Source organism: Streptomyces sp. NBC_01591, assembly GCF_035918155.1.
In the GTDB taxonomy this organism is placed as follows: Bacteria; Actinomycetota; Actinomycetes; order Streptomycetales; family Streptomycetaceae; genus Streptomyces.
Map to the genome: position 1 here is coordinate 838,657 of NZ_CP109328.1, position 16,113 is coordinate 854,769.

At 67.6% G+C, this 16,113-nt stretch carries 16 protein-coding genes; 8 read left to right on the forward strand and 8 right to left on the reverse strand.

The window, feature by feature from the left end; translation table 11 throughout:
* Window positions 1–113: 113 nt before the first annotated feature.
* Window positions 114–494: a peptidase inhibitor family I36 protein gene (locus OG978_RS45110; RefSeq protein WP_326770857.1), complete on the reverse strand. Its 381-nt coding sequence runs from the start codon at window positions 492–494 to the stop codon at window positions 114–116.
* A 191-nt stretch (window positions 495–685) separates the two neighbouring features.
* Between OG978_RS45110 and OG978_RS45115 the strand changes: the two genes are divergently transcribed.
* Together OG978_RS45115 and OG978_RS45120 are read left to right on the forward strand one after the other, a co-directional pair.
* Window positions 686–808 carry a hypothetical protein gene (locus tag OG978_RS45115; RefSeq protein ID WP_326770858.1) on the forward strand — a complete coding sequence of 41 codons (123 nt, stop codon included), beginning with the start codon at window positions 686–688 and terminating at the stop codon, window positions 806–808.
* Window positions 809–951: 143 nt separating this feature from the next.
* Window positions 952–2,331, forward strand: coding sequence for an IS1380 family transposase (locus OG978_RS45120; RefSeq protein ID WP_326770859.1), 1,380 nt, complete (start codon window positions 952–954; stop codon window positions 2,329–2,331).
* A gap of 159 nt (window positions 2,332–2,490) precedes the next feature.
* On the opposite strand, the gene OG978_RS45125 is transcribed toward OG978_RS45120, so the two are convergent.
* The gene (locus OG978_RS45125) at window positions 2,491–2,817 is read right to left on the reverse strand and encodes a hypothetical protein (RefSeq protein WP_326770860.1); all 327 of its coding nucleotides are present in this window, start codon (window positions 2,815–2,817) and stop codon (window positions 2,491–2,493) included.
* 91 nt (window positions 2,818–2,908) lie between these two features.
* Entirely contained in the window at window positions 2,909–4,147 is a 1,239-nt protein-coding gene (locus OG978_RS45130) for an IS110 family transposase (protein ID WP_326770861.1), read from the reverse strand.
* A gap of 662 nt (window positions 4,148–4,809) precedes the next feature.
* Here OG978_RS45130 and OG978_RS45135 point away from each other — a divergent pair.
* Together OG978_RS45135 and OG978_RS45140 are read left to right on the forward strand one after the other, a co-directional pair.
* The gene (locus OG978_RS45135; protein WP_326770862.1) at window positions 4,810–6,072 is read left to right on the forward strand and encodes a DUF6357 family protein; all 1,263 of its coding nucleotides are present in this window, start codon (window positions 4,810–4,812) and stop codon (window positions 6,070–6,072) included.
* Window positions 6,073–6,362: 290 nt separating this feature from the next.
* Entirely contained in the window at window positions 6,363–6,800 is a 438-nt protein-coding gene (locus OG978_RS45140) for a DUF6892 domain-containing protein (RefSeq protein WP_326770863.1), read from the forward strand.
* A gap of 240 nt (window positions 6,801–7,040) precedes the next feature.
* Here OG978_RS45140 and OG978_RS45150 read toward each other — a convergent pair whose 3' ends face one another.
* Window positions 7,041–7,445 carry a hypothetical protein gene (locus tag OG978_RS45150; RefSeq protein ID WP_326770864.1) on the reverse strand — a complete coding sequence of 135 codons (405 nt, stop codon included), beginning with the start codon at window positions 7,443–7,445 and terminating at the stop codon, window positions 7,041–7,043.
* Window position 7,446: 1 nt separating this feature from the next.
* Between OG978_RS45150 and OG978_RS45155 the strand changes: the two genes are divergently transcribed.
* From OG978_RS45155 to OG978_RS45165, 3 genes are all read left to right on the forward strand, one after another.
* The gene (locus OG978_RS45155) at window positions 7,447–7,932 is read left to right on the forward strand and encodes an AAA family ATPase (RefSeq protein ID WP_326770865.1); all 486 of its coding nucleotides are present in this window, start codon (window positions 7,447–7,449) and stop codon (window positions 7,930–7,932) included.
* A gap of 989 nt (window positions 7,933–8,921) precedes the next feature.
* The gene (locus OG978_RS45160; protein WP_326770866.1) at window positions 8,922–9,296 is read left to right on the forward strand and encodes an integrase core domain-containing protein; all 375 of its coding nucleotides are present in this window, start codon (window positions 8,922–8,924) and stop codon (window positions 9,294–9,296) included.
* Window positions 9,293–9,862, forward strand: coding sequence for a DDE-type integrase/transposase/recombinase (locus tag OG978_RS45165; RefSeq protein ID WP_326770867.1), 570 nt, complete (start codon window positions 9,293–9,295; stop codon window positions 9,860–9,862). The genes OG978_RS45160 and OG978_RS45165 overlap by 4 nt, the downstream gene beginning before the upstream one ends.
* Before the next feature lie 245 nt (window positions 9,863–10,107).
* Here the strand turns inward: OG978_RS45165 and OG978_RS45170 are convergent, their stop codons facing one another.
* A complete protein-coding gene (locus tag OG978_RS45170; protein WP_326770868.1) occupies window positions 10,108–10,254 on the reverse strand; it encodes a hypothetical protein in 147 nt (48 codons plus the stop codon).
* A gap of 279 nt (window positions 10,255–10,533) precedes the next feature.
* Window positions 10,534–11,868: a GH1 family beta-glucosidase gene (locus OG978_RS45175; protein ID WP_326770869.1), complete on the reverse strand. Its 1,335-nt coding sequence runs from the start codon at window positions 11,866–11,868 to the stop codon at window positions 10,534–10,536.
* Between the two features lie 61 nt (window positions 11,869–11,929).
* Here OG978_RS45175 and OG978_RS45180 point away from each other — a divergent pair, with 61 nt between their 5' ends.
* Window positions 11,930–12,553 (forward strand): TetR/AcrR family transcriptional regulator, encoded by a 624-nt coding sequence (locus tag OG978_RS45180; RefSeq protein WP_177328107.1) that lies wholly within the window; start codon window positions 11,930–11,932, stop codon window positions 12,551–12,553.
* A 132-nt stretch (window positions 12,554–12,685) separates the two neighbouring features.
* On the opposite strand, the gene OG978_RS45185 is transcribed toward OG978_RS45180, so the two are convergent.
* Window positions 12,686–13,948, reverse strand: a complete 1,263-nt coding sequence (locus OG978_RS45185) for an MFS transporter (RefSeq protein ID WP_326770870.1) — start codon at window positions 13,946–13,948, stop codon at window positions 12,686–12,688.
* Window positions 13,945–16,011 (reverse strand): alpha-galactosidase, encoded by a 2,067-nt coding sequence (locus OG978_RS45190; protein ID WP_442817912.1) that lies wholly within the window; start codon window positions 16,009–16,011, stop codon window positions 13,945–13,947. The genes OG978_RS45185 and OG978_RS45190 overlap by 4 nt, the downstream gene beginning before the upstream one ends.
* Window positions 16,012–16,113 lie beyond the last annotated feature (102 nt).

A 16,113-nucleotide genomic window follows, 5' to 3' on the forward strand; every position in this document is an offset into this window, starting at 1 on the left:
TGGCCCACAACAGCCAGAAAGCCCCAGCCCGGTTCGGGCTGGGGCTCGAAGGGCTCACGGGAGCTCACCGGTGCGGGTTCCGGTTCGGTGGACACCGTCGTTTTCGGGCGGTGTCAGCAGCCGCTGCCGATGCGAAGAGAGGTCATCTTGTCGTTGAAGTGCGAGGCCACGGCCGCTTCGGACTTGCCCGGCCCGATCATGAACATGCACCCGACGTAGTTGGAGTGCTCGTAGACGCTGACCGTTTTACCAGTGCGGTTCCAATACGAGGTCATGCGGTCGTTCATGTAGTCGCCGACGTTGGGGTTCGACGAGGTGTAGTGCCGGAAGTCGCCCCGGTAGCTGGATTGCTCCCATACGCAGAAAGATCCGGACGGGCACTGGTCGGAGTCGGCTGCCGCCGGGTTCGCGGTCATGGAGGCGGTGCTCGCGGTGAACGCCAGGACGGCCGCGGCGGCCCACAGGTGTGAGGAGAAGATTCTGAATCGGACCATGTTTTTCTCCGTTTCGTTTTCCGTGGTCGACCGCATAAAGTCAACCGTGGGCAGCGTAGGAATGCCGTAGACCGGCTGGCAATACTCACTCGGGGCGGGCCATTCTACGGATAAAGGTTTCTCCTCTTGATTTCAGGGCTTCTCGGGATTTCAAGAGGTGGCGCCGGTCAACACGAACAGGTGATATTCCGGTGCCTCTTCAGGGGCGCCCCTGGTCCGTCCGGCGGACCGCCGCCGTCCTCGGCGGCGAGTTCACCGAGACCCGACAGACCGCGTTCACCGCTGCGGTGGGCGAGGTCCAGGTCCTCAACTAAGAAGTCATCTCAATTGGTTAGCCTCGCGCTTTCATGAGCGTGCTCGTCCATGCCTTGATCAAATAAGCAGAGAGTGCTTCTGACCTGCAACGATGGGACTTGTCTAGGGTCCTGTTGGCTGCACGGAAAGAAGCACTCTCCAGGTGAGTAAGCGTATCGGGTTGTACCCACGTGTCCGCGTCGAGGGCGGCGGCAGCGGGGCGGTCTCGCAGGCCGGGGCGGTGCTGCTGGTCGAGACGGTCCGCACGTTGGGCCTGGACGATGCGATATCGGCGGCGCTGGCGCCCTGGCGCAAGCCGCGGACGATGCATGATCCGGGCAAGGTCCTGCTGGATATCGCACTCGCGACGGCTCTGGGCGGGGACTGCCTCGCTGATGTCGCCATGCTGCGGGCCGAGGCCGACGTGTTCGGTCCAGTGGCATCGGACCCCACGGTCTCCCGGCTCATCGACGCGCTCGCCGCGGCCGGGCCGAAGGCGCTCACCGCGATCCGCGCGGCACGAGCCGAAGTGCGCACGCGAGTATGGGAGTTGGCCGGTGAAGACAATCCGGCCGCCGGTGGCAGCGTGATCGTGGACATCGACGGCGTGCTGGTGCTTGCGCACTCCGAGAAGCAGGACGCCACCGCGACCTGGAAGAAGACCTTCGGTCACCATCCGCTCGTTGCGTTCGTCGACCACGGCCAGGCCGGTTCCGGGGAACCGGTGGCCGCGCTGCTGCGGCCTGGCAACGCAGGCTCCAACACCGCGAGCGATCACATCGAAACCACCCGCCTCGCCCTGGCCCAACTGCCCAAACACCTGCGGCGGGGACGGCAGACGCTGGTCCGCACCGACTCCGCCGGCGGCACCCACGCCTTCCTCGACTGGCTCTCCCGCCGCGGCCGGTGGCTGTCCTACTCGGTCGGAATGACCATCACCGACGCCATCCACCAGGCTGTGCTGAAGATCCCGAAACGGGCCTGGACACCGGCCTACGACTCCGACGGCACCGAACGGCCCGGCGCCTGGGTCGCAGAGATCACCGACATGCCCGACCTGAGCACCTGGCCCAAGGGCATGCGGCTGATCGTCCGCAAGGAACGGCCACACCCCGGCGCCCAGTTGCGCTTCACCGACGTTGACGGGCTGCGACTGACCTGCTTCGCGACCAACACAAAGGGCGGCCAGCTCGCCGACCTCGAACTGCGTCACCGCAGGCGGGCCCGCTGCGAGGACCGCATCCGAAACGCCCGCGATACCGGCCTGCGCAACCTGCCCCTGCACGACACAGCCCAGAACCGGATCTGGCTGGAGATCGTCTCCATCGCGCTCGACCTCCTCGCCTGGATGCCGATGCTCGCCCTGACAGGCGAAACCCGCCGTTGGGAGCCGAAGCGCCTCCGCCTCCGCTTGTTTTCCGCCGCCGCCCAGCTCGTGAACACCGGCCGCCGCCGCTGGCTCCGCCTGGCCGCCCGATGGCCCTGGACATCCGTGATCACCAGCGCCATGGACCGGCTCCAGGCCCTACCGAACCCCGGCTGACCAGTAAATTCACCCGTCCCAACAACCTGCACGACCACCCCGGGAGTGGAACCCGGCGCCCACCCGACGCGACAACCGGGCCACCAACATGCCCTCGCACATCCGCAACAGCAAAACGGCCCGACGGAAGAACCGACGGACCGTCATGCAAGATCGAGGTTAGTGCGCCTCGACGAGTGAGAGCCAGGTGCTGTTCGGTCCAGGCGCAATGGCTTGACCGTGATGTGAGACTTGCAGCGTCTGGCAGCCGGTCATGATCTCACCTATTACCACGGCTTGGAGCTGGTCTTCGGTGATCCGGCGTTCGTTAGTTGCCCGGCGATGTTTCACGATCCGGTCTTCCGGGTGCCGACGAGCGAGGAGCTGATGCGAGTTGCTCGCCAGCTTGGTGAGGAACCACCGGTTCTCGTCGCTTTCGAAGCGGACGCGGGCGGTCGGGAGCCCGCCTCCTGTCTCATTGCCGCAGAACGGTTCGAGGTCGTGCACGAGACCGTTCTGAGGTACTGGTGGGACGACGCAGCCCCTGGTCAGCGCTTCGCTCCGTGGGTGCAGCCTCTGGTATAGCCAGTGAGGTGAGCTATGCGGCCACCACCCCGACAGAGGGGAACGGGAAGGCAACGGCCTCATCGAAGCGCTGGCCGTGCTGGAGGCAGTGGTAGAGCTGTCCGATCATGCGGTTGAAGAGGTTGCGTTGGGCGGCGGCGTGCCAATCGCCGTGCTCGTCGCGTCGGCGTCGGTAGTGGGTCTTGGCGCCAGGTGAGGCGGTGATTGCGGAGAAGGACCAGAGGTAGCCAGCGTGGTTGAGGCGGTCATTCTTTACCCAACGGCGGGTGACTGCGGACTTCTTGCCTGAAGCTCTGGTGATAGGCGAGGAGCCGGCGTATGCCTTCAGGCCGCGGGCGTCCGCGAATCGGTTGCGGTCGTCGCCGATCTCGGCAAGCACCCGGGCACCAAGCTGTATGCCGAGACCAGGGAAGCTGAGGATGGTCTCGGCGTCCGGGTGCTGAGGGAAAGCCTCCCCGACCGCCTCAGCCAGGTCATCGGCAGCCGCGCAGGCGGCTTCGAGCTGGACGAGGAGGGCGAGCATCTGTTTGCCGAGCGCGTCCTCGACGAGCAGCGGCTGATGAGCCCAGTCAGCCCGGAAGATGTCCCGGAGCTGTTCGGCGTCAGCCTTGATGCCGCGCTGTCGGCCGGCCCGCTTGAGTGCGGTCTGCAGCTGGGTGCGGGTCAGCTGGGCTGCGCGGGTCGGGGTTGGGGCCGCCCGGAGGATCTCGCGAACCTCAGGCCGGCACAGACCGTTCTTCCAGACGTCGGCCGCTGCCAGGGCGGAAGGGTAGTACTCGCGCAGCAGGGAGCGGAGCTGGTTGGCGATCTGCTGCCGGTTCCAGGTGGCGTCCTGCTGAGCGCGGGCGAGGACCGCGATGGCCCGGGCGAGGTCACTGTCGTCAGGGAGCGACCGGTGGGCGTGCATGTCGGTACGGAGAATATTCGCCAGAACCAGGGCGTCACCGGGATCGGACTTCTTGCGCGAGACCGAGTGCCGGTCTCGGTAGCGGGCGGCTGCCATCGGGTTGATCGCGAACACCTTTCGCTTCCCGGCGCGCAGCAGGCCGCGGGAGGTTTCGATCGCGACAGGGATGGGGGTCTCCTCGGTGTCGCCGTACTCGGCGAGCAGGTCCAGCAGGATCTTGTAGCCGGCGGCATCGTCAGTGATGTGCCGCTTGGCCAGGAGCTGGCCGGTGTCGTCGACCAGGGCCACGTCGTGCGTCTTTTCCGCCCAGTCGATTCCGCAGTAGATCAAGATTTCCCTCCCCATGGACTGTTTCCGCTGGTCACGAGCTCATGCGGAACCACGCAGCGACCTAATCCCAGGACTCGACACGGGGCCGGTCCGCCACCTCAGTAGCTGTTCGTGGCACCAGCTCACCCCACGGGCCCCGGTCTGCGTTGGAGCTGAAGCGGCTCGGGCATCACGAGGGGTCACCGTGCGGCGGGCTCGCACCACAGACACCAACGAGTGATCAAGCAGGAAGTGTTGACGATGGTGGCGATCGCGAGGGCGCCGGGCAGCGCCGCTCTGGATAGAGGCGTCAAGTGCCCGGACGGCTCAAGGCGTCAGCCCGGCACCCACGTGACCGCCACCGAAGCCATCATTCACTGCTCGAACAGCCCCGTTGAGGCGCACATCCCTCGTGACTGTGGCTAACACCGGATTAGGACGACTCCGACGCCGCGATCACACCAGCCACGCGAAGATCATCCCAGGACGGTTAGGGTGCGCTTCATCGAGCCGATGGACTGGAGACGGATGATGGAGCAGGACGAAGCCCTGCAACTTGCGGTGACGTTCAGGTTCAACGTCTGACTCGACCATGACGAGCCTGCTCGCTCCGGGCGGCGTGGGTGTACACGAAAGCGGCCGGTCAGATCGGTGCAGGCAGGACTCGCTAGTCTCGTCCGATGGGGAAGACTGAGTCCATGAGAGACATCGTTTTCACGCGCAAGAGCGGCTGGATCCCGAACGTGATCCGCGAGGACGGTGAGCTGAAGCTGATGCTCGGTGCCGGGGCCGACGCCAACCACGCGCCTCGCACGTTCGCGTTCTCGATCAGGGAAGCCCATCTTGCGGTGATCCGGGAGGACCTGGCCAGACACCTGCTGCTGTGGAGTGCGGTCCTTCCGCTGTGCGACGCCGCCGGAACCCGGGGCCGGCTCGACGAGAACGCTGCCGTCGCGCTCCTGGACCCGATCCTCCTCTCCGCGCCCGCGGACGTCGACGCGCTCTTCCAGCGCATCCGGTGGGACAGGGGCCGGCTCATCGCCCATGGGGCTGACATCGATCTCCTCGAGCGCGGTCAGGTCTGCGCGGCGATGCGCGCGGCGACAGAGACGTCCAACGGGAAACGAGCTCAGGAGTACCACGCGGACCGCCGTCGCGCCGAGCGCGGAGCAGTACTCGGTCCACTCGACGCCGCGATTCTGAGGTACACGGGCCAGTACCTGCACGGCGCGACGGTTCCGAGGCGGATGCCCGATGCCGTCGCCCCCGCGCTGCTGCCCGAGGTCATGCGTGTGATCGCCACCGCGGAGCAGGCGTGCGCCGGGATGCGGATCGGCCGCGATCCGCGACGGGGAAAGCGCGCCACGGACAAGCGCGACTGGGATCGGATGGCGACGACGGTCGACGCGGCCGTGCGCCGTGCACACCCTGAGCTCGCCGATGACGCGGTGCGTACCGTGAGCTTCCTGATGTGCTCGGAGGCCGCGGACCGCTCCAGGAGCACGCCCCTGGAGGATGACGAGGAGGCTGCCGGCGACCGCGCCGACTTCGGCGAGAGTGCGAGGAAGACGATCCTGTCGTTCACCGACGACAAGGGCGTCGAGAAGAAGTGGTTCCCGGACAATCCCCGCACTGCCACCGCGGAGTTCTGGGAGTTCGTCGGCGATCGCTCTTCCGCGGACAACGAAGTGTTCACCATCGAGGACGAGGAGATGGGCGAAGGGATCCAGCTCCACTTCTACGCGGACTCCATCGCCCGGATCACGACGGTGCACGAGGGTAAAGGCGGGTCGGATCCGCAGTACCGGGTCGAGTACAGCCTGGTCGACGGGATCGGCGGGTACCGGAACCTGGTGAGCGCCTTCGTCCGCGGCGGCTGCGCCGCACTCGAACAGCACGGCTCTTGGATGTCGGATGCCGCTGAGCTCGAGCGCGCGCGCCGGCGGCGCGACGCCGGGTAGTCCCAGCGGGAGCCCGCGCACGCGCCGTCGGAAGGACCTGCGAAAGAGCGGGTACAGGAGTCCGCGCACTGGCCGACGCAGCCAGCTGACTCGGCCGCATCGCTCGACTGAGCGGTTGGGGGTGCCGTCGCTTCACCTGCCCGTCGAGGAAGTCATGAGGCAGGTGGTGATCAGTTTCAACAACGGCGGTCGCCGCGGGCCCGGTACCGGGAAGAGGGCACGTCTTGGTCCGTCCGGGCAGTGCCACCAGGTGCGGGGTCGATGTCAGTGCCCAGTTCTACACTGACCGCATGATCACCTTCAGTGACTTCAACTTCAAGCTGCTTGTTATCGAAAAGCTCATGTACTGGGACGAGGTGCTGACGCCGCAGTTCAGCCTTGGGGGGCACATGCGCGAGCAGAGCGGGATCACCGACCTCTACCAGTACGTGGTCGACAACGACCTGGCCTACAAGGTCCTCCCCGAGGCGCGCGCCTACTTCGAGGGACTGGATATACCGGATGAACTGCTCCTCACGGTCGACGAACTGACCATCGACGGCGGTCACCAGGTGTACCAGGAGTGCGCGCCGGTCTGGGACGGCGAGGACGAGCTCTTCGATGTCCGCTCACTCGCAGATCTCGCCCTCGTACCGAATCTCCAACGCATCGTCGGCGCGGACGAGGCCCTGCTCGCGGTCCCGGACAAGTTGGACGTCCTCGCGGCCCGCGGCGTCACCGCCCACTGACCAAAATCAAAATCGGGCCTGTTTAGAGGTCGTTTTCTCTCGGTGTTTCATCCTGTTATGCGGGCTTTGTTGGGTAATGCTGGGTCGCGCCAGGAGATGGTGGTCTCTCCGGTGAGACGGCGGGCCATCAGGTCGGTCGTGGCTATCGATGACCTGCGGCTTCGTTGATGGGCGCGGACGGGAACCGGACCCGCGCCGGGTAAGGGTGCGGGTCCGGTTCCACTTGGGAGGCTGTGCCCCTTACCGGTTGAGGATCTGCTCGACCTTGTCGGCCACCTGCTCAGCCTGGATGTTGCGGCCCTTCTCGTTGGGGTGCGCGTACCAGGGGATCCACTGGTCGTTCTCGCCGATCTGGGAGTTCTCCAGCAGGCCGCCGATGCCCCGGTTGCGGCCGTCGCACGCCGTGTTGCTGCCGGTGTGGGCGTAGAGGTCGACGAAGTCGGCGCCGGCGTCCGCGACGGCCTTCTTCATCGTGTCGTCCAGCCGCTTCTGGATCTGGTCCAGGACCGGCAGGGCGTCCTTGGGGATGTCGGCGAGCGGCAGCTCGGTCTGGCCGGGCGCCGGGGTCAGGCACTTGTTCGTGTCCTCGGGCACGAGCCTGGGGTAGCCGTCCTTTCCTGAATGGTCGTACGCCGGCGTTGTCACGTTGTTGGGTGTGTGGGTGTCTGACGGTGCGTCGAGGCACAGCGCACTGCGGCTGACACCTGACGAGTGGATGATTCCGCTGTTCGGCGAGCCGGAGGCAGATGGGAAGCGCGATGTCCTGGAAGGACGGCTGCTCTCGCTTGCTCTGGAGGCACTGAGGCTCGGAACCAACGTGGTCCTGGATTTCGGATGCTGGTCTCGTGACGAGAGGTCCGCGATCCGCTGGTTGGTGAATTCTGTGGGCGCGTCCTGTCACCTCGTTTACGTGCCGGTGGACCATGAGACCCAACGCGCTCGGATCGCCCATCGCCGATCGACCACTCCGGATCAGACCTTCCCGATGAGCGAGGCGGACCTCTTGCACTGGAGGACACTGTTCGAGGAGCCCGACGCCGGAGAACTCGATGGTCATGAGGTTGGCGGCCCGCCTCCTGGGTGGTCGGGTTGGCTGGAGTGGGCCACCGAGCGGTGGCCGTCTTTCACGTGACTGTCCGGCTCACCCCTGGTGCGGTCCCACCGCGGCAGCTCGGATGCCTGGACTCAACAGAGACGGACACAAGCTGAACCGTCTCGCTGATCTCCGGGCACCACAGGTCATCGACTCGCACCACCCGGACTTACCTGAGACAGGACATCTGATGTCGTGGTCATCTCAGCCGCGTCGGCAAGCGCAAGTGCCCCTCTTGTACTTTGTGACCTGGTCGACGTCACTGACGTGGGTGCCTGTGGGGCTCGTAAAGTCATCGCTGCTGGTCAGCACCCACCTCTCGGTGGGGACTTGTCATGCTGCCCTGATGATCGTGTCCCTGCTCTACCGCACCGCCCGCGCGCTGCTGTCCGTCCCCGCGGTCCTACTGTGCCGAGACACCTGCTGCGGCACGAGAATGCCATCCTGCGCAGGCATGTGAAGGGCAGGGTGCGCTATGAGCCGGCCGACCGATTCTGGCTCGCAGCCCTCAGCTCGCTGATACCGTGTGGCCGCTGGGCCGCCGTCTTCCCCGTTACCCCCCGGCACTTTGCTGGCCTGGCACCGCAAACTGATCGCCAGAAGGCGGGACTACCGCGGCTCTCGCACCGGACGGCCGCCGACGGCGGCGCGCTCAAGAGTCCCGTGCTGCGCCTGGCCGATGAGAATCCCCGCTGGGGTCACCGCCGCATCCAGGGCGAACCGGCCCGACTCGGGCACCCCCTCGCGGCCTCCACGGCCTGGGAGATCCTGCACGCAGGCATCGACCCAGCCCCGCGCCGCTCCGGCCCCACCTGGCGCGACTGTCGACACGGCGCAGGCTCAGGGGATCCCTGCCGCGGACTTCTTCCACATCGACACGGCCCGGGGCAAGCGCCTGTACGCGATGGCGTTCAGCGAGCACGGCACCCGGAGACTGCACATCACCGCGGTGACCACGCACCCCACCGCGCAGTGGGCGGTACAACAGGCCCGGAACATCGCTGCCGACCTCGGCGAGCGGGGGCGCCGTGCCACGGTTCCTGCTACGCGACCGCGACAGCAAGTACACCGACGCCTTCGATGCCGTCATCACCGCCCAGGACACTCAGGTGCTGCTCAGCGCGCCCCGGGCACCGCGCATGAACGCGCATTGCGCACGCGTGACCGGCATCATCCGCCGCAAGGCCCTCGACCACGTCCTGATCCTGGGCGGGAACCACGCCAGGAAGGTCCTGACTGACCACCAGGACCACTACAACGGACACCGGCCGCACCGATCCCGGCAACAGCTACCGCCCAGCGCGACCGAGCAGCCCGCAATCGCGCACGACCTCCACGACCGAAGCCTGCTAAGCACCAGGGTCCTCGGCGGCATCAACAACGAGTATCGATATGCCGCGTGACCTGCAACGACGACTTTTCGAGCCCCACAAGCCCGGCAGGCGGCCGACACACGGCTTGCCGTCCTGATTCGCACTGTCCACCGAGCCTCGGACGCACCTGCGGTATCCCGAGGATCACTGCCGGGCTTCGCGATGGGGGTGAGGTGGTGAACCACAAACGCGTCGCCCGGGTCATGAAGGCCATCGACCCGGCCGGGCTCCGCCTGCGCCGCCGGCACCGCACCACCGTCCCCGACCTCGAGGCCGCGAAGGTCCCGGACCTGATCGGCCGCGACTTCACCGCCACCGAGGTCGACACCAAGTACGTCGGCGACATCACTTGTCTGCCGCTGAGCGGCGGGACGTTCCGCTACCTGGCGACCGTGACCGACCTCGCCTCGCGGCGCCTGGCGGAGCGGGCGATCGCCGACCGCATGCGGACCGACCTCGTCATCGACGCCCTGCATGCGGCCGAACGGACCCGCGGCAATCTCACCGGCGCCATTTTCCACAGCGATCGCGGGCCCAGTACTGCAGCCGGGCTTTCGCCGACGCCTGCCGTGAAGCCGGCGTCACCCAGTCCATGAGCGCGGTCCGCTCCAGCGCGGACAACGCACTCGCCGAGTCGTTCAACGCGACCTGCAAATGGGAGACCCTCCAAGGTCGCCGGGCCCGGGACACCGAGCGCGAGGCCCACCTGAACCTCTTCCACCGACTGCACCGCTCAACACCGTCCGACGCCACTCCCGCCTCGGACATCGCAGCCCCATCGCCTACGAGCGAACACCCCGAACAACAACAACCGCGCTGGCCGAAGCCGCATAACCCGTGTTCAGCGGGAGTTGTCAGCCGGGACGTCGAAGACTCCGTCGGGTTGGTTGGCCAGCGAGCGACGGGGGCGGGCCGAGCCGGTGGTGTGCCGACCCGCCTCCATTCGCTCGAACAGGCAGTAGAAGGTCGCCCGCGACGGCATCACCACCGGCGGACCCTCCAGTTTCCTGGCCTCCTGGCCGACGCGCGTGAAGTCGAGCCGTCCCTGGCCTGGCCCATCAGCGTCCGCAGGATCTGCACCACCCGCGCATCCACCTGGCCCTGGACGGGACGTCACGGTCCTTGAGACCGTCCGCACTGGTGAACCGCTGCCAGTTCGTTGAGGATCACCAGCGCCGTTTCGGCGTCAAGCGGCTCTGCGACATCGGGCCCTGACCCCTGATCTTGACGTCGCCTTGAGGCAGAGGGATGTGATGTTCCTGCCGATTCATCCGCGCTGAGCGCGGATGAGGTCGCGGTACCACGCGAAGGACGCCTTCGGGGTGCGGACCTGGGTGTCGTGGTCGACGTGGACGAGACCGAAGCGCTGGTGGAAGCCCTCGGCCCATTCGAAGTTGTCCATCAGGGTCCAGGTGAAGTAGCCGCGCACGTCCACGCCCTGGGCCACGGAGGCGTCGACGGCCTGGAGGTGGGTGTCCAGGTAGTCGATGCGGTCGAGGTCGAGGACGGCGCCGTCCGCGTTGACGACGTCCTCGACCGAGCAGCCGTTCTCCGTGATGTAAACCGGCGGGAGTGCCGGGTATCGCTCCTTGAGGTCGACGAGCAGTTCCCGTAGGCCGTCGGGGACGACGGGCCAGTCGAACGCGGTGCGGCGGTAGCCCTCGATGGGGGCCTCTTCGAACGGCAGCCCCTCGGATGCCGGCGCCTGGATCCGGGTCGGGTTGTAGTAGTTGATGCCGAGCGCGCTCAAGGGGGCCGAGATCAGTTCGAGATCGCCGTCCCGGACGGAGCCGCCGAGGGTCGCGTCCGCGCCGAAGGCCGACAGGTCCGGGTAGGTGCCCGTGAGGATCGGGTCGTTGAACAGGCGGTTGTGCAGGTTGTCGTAGGCTCGCGCGGCGGCGCGGTCGGCGGGGGAGTCCGAAGCGGGCCAGACCGGGGTGCAGTTGTTGGCGATCAGCACCTGGAGGCCGCGCGCCCGCAGCTCCCTCAGCGCCAGGCCATGGCCGAGCAGTTGATGGTGGGCGACCGGCAAGCAGTCCAGGAACAGGGTGCGGCCCGGCGCATGAGTGCCGAGACCGTAGCCCCAGACCATGTGGATGAACGGTTCGTTGAGTGTGATCCACTTCTGGACGCGGTCGCCCAGCCTGTCGGCCATGATAGCGGCGTACTCGGCGAAGCGGTGCGCGGTGTCGCGGTTCAGCCAGCCGCCGCTGTCCTCGAGGCCCTGCGGGAGGTCCCAGTGGAACAGGGTCGGGACAGGTTCGATGCCGCGGGCGAGCAGGCCGTCGACCAGCCGGTCATAGAAGTCCAGACCCCGAGTATTGACCTCACCTGTGCCGGTCGGCTGGATCCGGGGCCAGGCGATGGAGAAGCGGTAGCCGGTGAGGCCCGCCTCGGCCATCAGCGCGACGTCCTCCTCGTACCGGTGGTAGTGGTCGCAGGCCACGTCACCGGTGTGCCCGTCGCGGACTGTGCCGGGCCGGGCGGTGAAGGTGTCCCATACCGAGGGGCCGCGGCCGTCCTCCTTGGTGGCGCCCTCGATCTGATACGACGCCGTCGAGGCGCCCCAGATGAAGTCCGCGGGGAGATGGTTCAGTGTCACGCCTAACCTCCTGAAACATGAGCCGGGCTCACGTTAACCTGTTCGATGGGATGATGGAAGCGTGAATCAAGATCGCACCGCAGGGTCGCTGCGCCGAATGCCGGTCCAGAAGCGCAGCGCCGAACGCTTCGAACGGCTGCTGGACGCCTGCGCCGAACTCCTGGACGAGGTCGGCTATGCAGGGCTGACCACCAAGGAGGTGGCCCGCAGGGCCGAGGTGCCCATCGGCACCCTTTACCAGTTCTTCTCCGACAGGGAGGGGCTGATCGGTGCGCTCGCCGCCCGCAATCTGGAGTCCTTCTTGGGGCGGGTCGCGGACCGGCTGGAGCGAGAGGAGCCCGAAGGCATCTCGGGCATCGTGGATGTGACCGTCGACGAGTTCGTCACCATGCGCCGGACGATCGCCGGTTTCGGCGTGGTCGACTTCGGCGCGGCGGGACAGGACCACATCCTGGAGCCGACCCTGGACAACAACACCGCGGTCGCCGGAAGGCTGCGCTCACTGACCGCCTCTCTGACCGGGACCCAGGACAACGCCGAATTCGAGGTCGCGGTGCGGGTGGCTCTGGAGTGCGCGGACAGCGTGCTGAAACTCGCCTTCCGCATCGATCCGCAGGGCGACGCCCAGCTGATCGCTGAGTGCAAACGAGTCCTCAACAGCTATCTGAACGATCGACGCCGGTGACTGGCAACTAGTAGTGGTCAAGGGGTGCTTCGCGGCCGGAGGCGCGAATGGCTGGAGCCGCCCGGGTGCTGTTGCACGCCACGTCGGGTGATGCCCTGGATCTGCCGGAGGACGCCGCCGTCCTCCTGAGTGCTAGCGGACGGCCTTGACCTTCCAGACCAATACCGCGCCCAGCGCGGACATGGCCGCGGAGCAGAGGAACAGCGAGCGGTAGCCCCCCGGACTGCCGAGCACGACCGAGGCGATCGGGGGAACGAGAACGTAGGGCAGGGAGGTCATCAGGTTGGCCAGGGCCATGTCCTTGCCGCGGTCCGCCGAGGCGGGGAGCACCTCGGTGACCAGGGCGGTGTCGACGGCCAGGTACACGCCGTAGCCCAGGCCCAGGATGACGGCTGCGACCAGCGTCATGGTCCACGTGGGCGACAGCGCGAGTGGGATTGCGGCGACGGCCATCGTGACGCCGCCGAGGAAGACCAGCATGCGTCGCTTGCCCAGCATGTCGGAGAGCCAGCCGCTGAGGACGACCGTCGAGATCGTGGCCAGGCAGTTGACGCCGATCACGATGAGCAGGCCGTCCTCGGTCGACTGGCCGGGGAACAACTGCTCGTAGTGCAGTACGTCGTCCAGGAAGTACGGCAGGTAGAGCGTGCCCATCCCGTAGCCCAGCCCCATGATGAACCGGGAGCTCATCGCCCAGACGAAGTCGGGGTGTTCGCGCGGGTTGATTCGGTAGCCGTCCAGGAAAGTACGCAGAGAGAACGGATCGCGGTGCCGGCGGGGAAGCGGTGGATCCTTCATGGTGGCCGCGAACAGCAGTATCAGCAGCGGCAAAGCGGCCATCAGCATGTACTGCGCGGAGAAGCCCGTGACCAGCCCGAGCAGTAGCCCGCCCGCGATCATGCTGCCGGCCTGCGGGACCATGGCCCAGCCCAGCACCACACCGCGCTGGGCGACCGGGACCTGGTCGGGCACCACGGGGGAGAGTCCGGCACCGATGATCATGAAGCTGGCGGACAGCACGAGGGAGCCGAGCGCGACCCCGGCGACGGTCGTCTGGATGCCGATGCAGACCAGTGCCACCATGCAGACCAGCGAGCCCGCGATCATCCACGGCCGGCGGCGGCCGAACCGGCTGGTGGTGCGGTCGCTGAGGGCACCGGCCAGCGGCGCGAGGACGATTCCCGAGATTGCGCCCATCATGCTGACCCAGGCGTAGCTGCCGACCTTCCCCGCCGGGTCGATCTGGGCGATCTGCTCGGGCATCAGGAATGTGGTCGGCGCCTGAAGCGGGATGAACATCCCGATGTTGGCCAGGACGTACAGGGCGACCCAGCCGGAGCCGACCCTACGGGTCGGCTCGGCGAGGGCCTCGGGCCGCTCGGGGGCGAGGCTCATCGGGGCACCTTCTTGAGGTGGACGAGCTCGCTCGTCCAGTCGAAGGACAGCAGCGGCGGGAGACCGTGGCTGAGCAGGACGGCGCCCTCGTGGACGGCGTCGGTGGTCTCATCCCGGTAGCGGGCGTCGGGGTCGAGGCCCTTCAGCCGGGTGCGGGCGACCGGGCGGGCCGGCGCGGACGGCTGGAACTGGAAGACGACGACTTCGTCCTCGGTGAGGTACTGCACGGCGTCGTGCCCCAGGCGGTACTGGACGCCACCGTGTACCACGGGCCGGATCCGCTTGTACTGCTCGACCAGCATCCGGGCCCAGGCCAGATCCTCCTCGCTCCAGTTCCGCAGATTGCCGCCGATGCCCATCGCCCCGGCCATCGAGACATGGAAGCGGTACCGGACCGAGGTCGGGCGGGCGGTGAAGCTGTGCGGGCTGTCGGTGACCCAGGCGCCCATGGTCCGGGCGGGCAGCAGCTGGCAGTGGCCGTGCTGGATCGCGACCCGGTCGGCGGCGTCGGTGTTGTCCGACGTCCAGATCTGGTCGGCGCGGGCCAGCACGCCCAGGTCGGCCCGGCCGCCGCCGCCCGCGCACGATTCCAGGTACAGGCCGGGACGGGCGGCGCGCAGCCGGTCCATCACCTCGTAGACCCCGCGCGTGTGCTCGATCCAGACCCGGTCGGGGTCGGCGGCCCCAGGCTGCCCTGCCTCGCTGAAGGGCCGGTTCATGTCCCATTTGAGGAAGGCCACGTCCAGCTCGGTGACGGTCCTGACCAGCCAATCGACCGCCCATTCCCGGACGTCGCGGCGGGCGAAGTTCAGCACGTGCTGGTGGCGGCGCTGGGTGCGGTTACGGCCGTCCTGGCAGAGGATCCAGTCGGGGTGCGCACGGAAGAGGTCGCTGTCGGGGTTGACCGCCTCGGGCTCGACCCACAGGCCGAAGCCCATGCCCAGCGCGCGGACGTGGTCGGCGAGCGGGCCCAGACCGTTCGGGAAGCGGTCGGGGTTGGGCCACCAGTCGCCGAGCCCGGCCATGTCGCTGGTGCGGGCGCCGAACCAGGCGTCGTCCACGACGAAGACCTCGACGCCGAGACCCGCGGCCAGGTCGGCCAGCTCGGTCTGCTGCTTCTCGCTGATGTCGAACTCGGTCGCCTCCCACGAGTTGAAGATCAAAGGGCGTTCGGCAGGACGGGCGGGCAGCACCTCGCGTTCGACGTAGGCGTGCCAGCGGCGGCTGGTGCCGCCGAAGCCGTCGGGGGCATACAGCCCGGTGAAGACGGGGGTCTCCAGACGCTCGCCGGCGGCCAGCTTCCAGACCAGGCCCTCGTGGCCGAACCCCCCCGTCCAGGAGGTGCGGCCGTAGGCGTCGCGGCGCAGGGTGATCCGGCGACTGCCGCTCCAGGACAGGGCCGCGCTCCAGACCTCGCCGTGTTCCTCGGCGGCGTCCTGCGCGTCGAGCATCAGCCACGGCCCGGCGTGCTGTCCCGTGATGCCGAGGCGGCTGGTGAACACGGTCTCCCCGACGGGCACCCGGTCGCGCCGGAGTTGGAACTCCCGACCCCATTCCCCCACCACATGACTGACCTGGTAGTCGTCGCGGGCGGGCAGCGTCCAGGCGGCGGAGTCGAACCGCAGGACGTCAACCGGCTCGTCCGCGGTGAGGACGGCCCAGCGCTCGATCTGGTCATGGCCGTCCCGGAGCCGGTAGTGCAGGTCGAGACCGAGGGAGCGGACACGGTCGGTGAAGGAGAGCGTGAGCAGGTCGTCCTCGACCGTGTGCGAGAGGAACCGCCACTCGAAGCCGCGGACACCGTCGTCGAACCGTACGGTCAGCGACGGCGCCCCGAACCGCAGGCCGCCCTCGACCGCGTACTCCTCACCCCCCGGGTCGTCGCTGTCGGGGTCCTCGTCGGGCAGGTCGGCCGCGATCACGGCGGCCTGCTCCAGGGTCAGCGGCCGCCCCCAGTGCACGTGCCGGGGGACGTCGTCGGCGTCCAGCTGGAAGGCGTAAGAGGTGCCGGGAGTGCTCAGAAGCCAGAGGCGGGCTTTGGAGTGGTTAGTGATCACGCAAATCCTCAAACGTGAGTAGGGCTCATGTTCTGCCTCATACGTTAGGCACACGAGCCCGCAACGCCAAGCCCCTGACGGGGGCTGTCGAATTTCGCGGCGTGTGGG

Bases quoted from the DNA above. Each gene is read 5' to 3' on its own strand.
- OG978_RS45130 (WP_326770861.1), bottom strand. From the start codon at position 4,147: ATGGGGAGGGAAATCTTGATCTACTGCGGAATCGACTGGGCGGAAAAG.
- OG978_RS45135 (WP_326770862.1), top strand. From the start codon at position 4,810: ATGAGAGACATCGTTTTCACGCGCAAGAGCGGCTGGATCCCGAACGTG.
- OG978_RS45110 (WP_326770857.1), bottom strand. From the start codon at position 494: ATGGTCCGATTCAGAATCTTCTCCTCACACCTGTGGGCCGCCGCGGCC.
- OG978_RS45185 (WP_326770870.1), bottom strand. From the start codon at position 13,948: ATGAGCCTCGCCCCCGAGCGGCCCGAGGCCCTCGCCGAGCCGACCCGT.
- OG978_RS45140 (WP_326770863.1), top strand. From the start codon at position 6,363: ATGATCACCTTCAGTGACTTCAACTTCAAGCTGCTTGTTATCGAAAAG.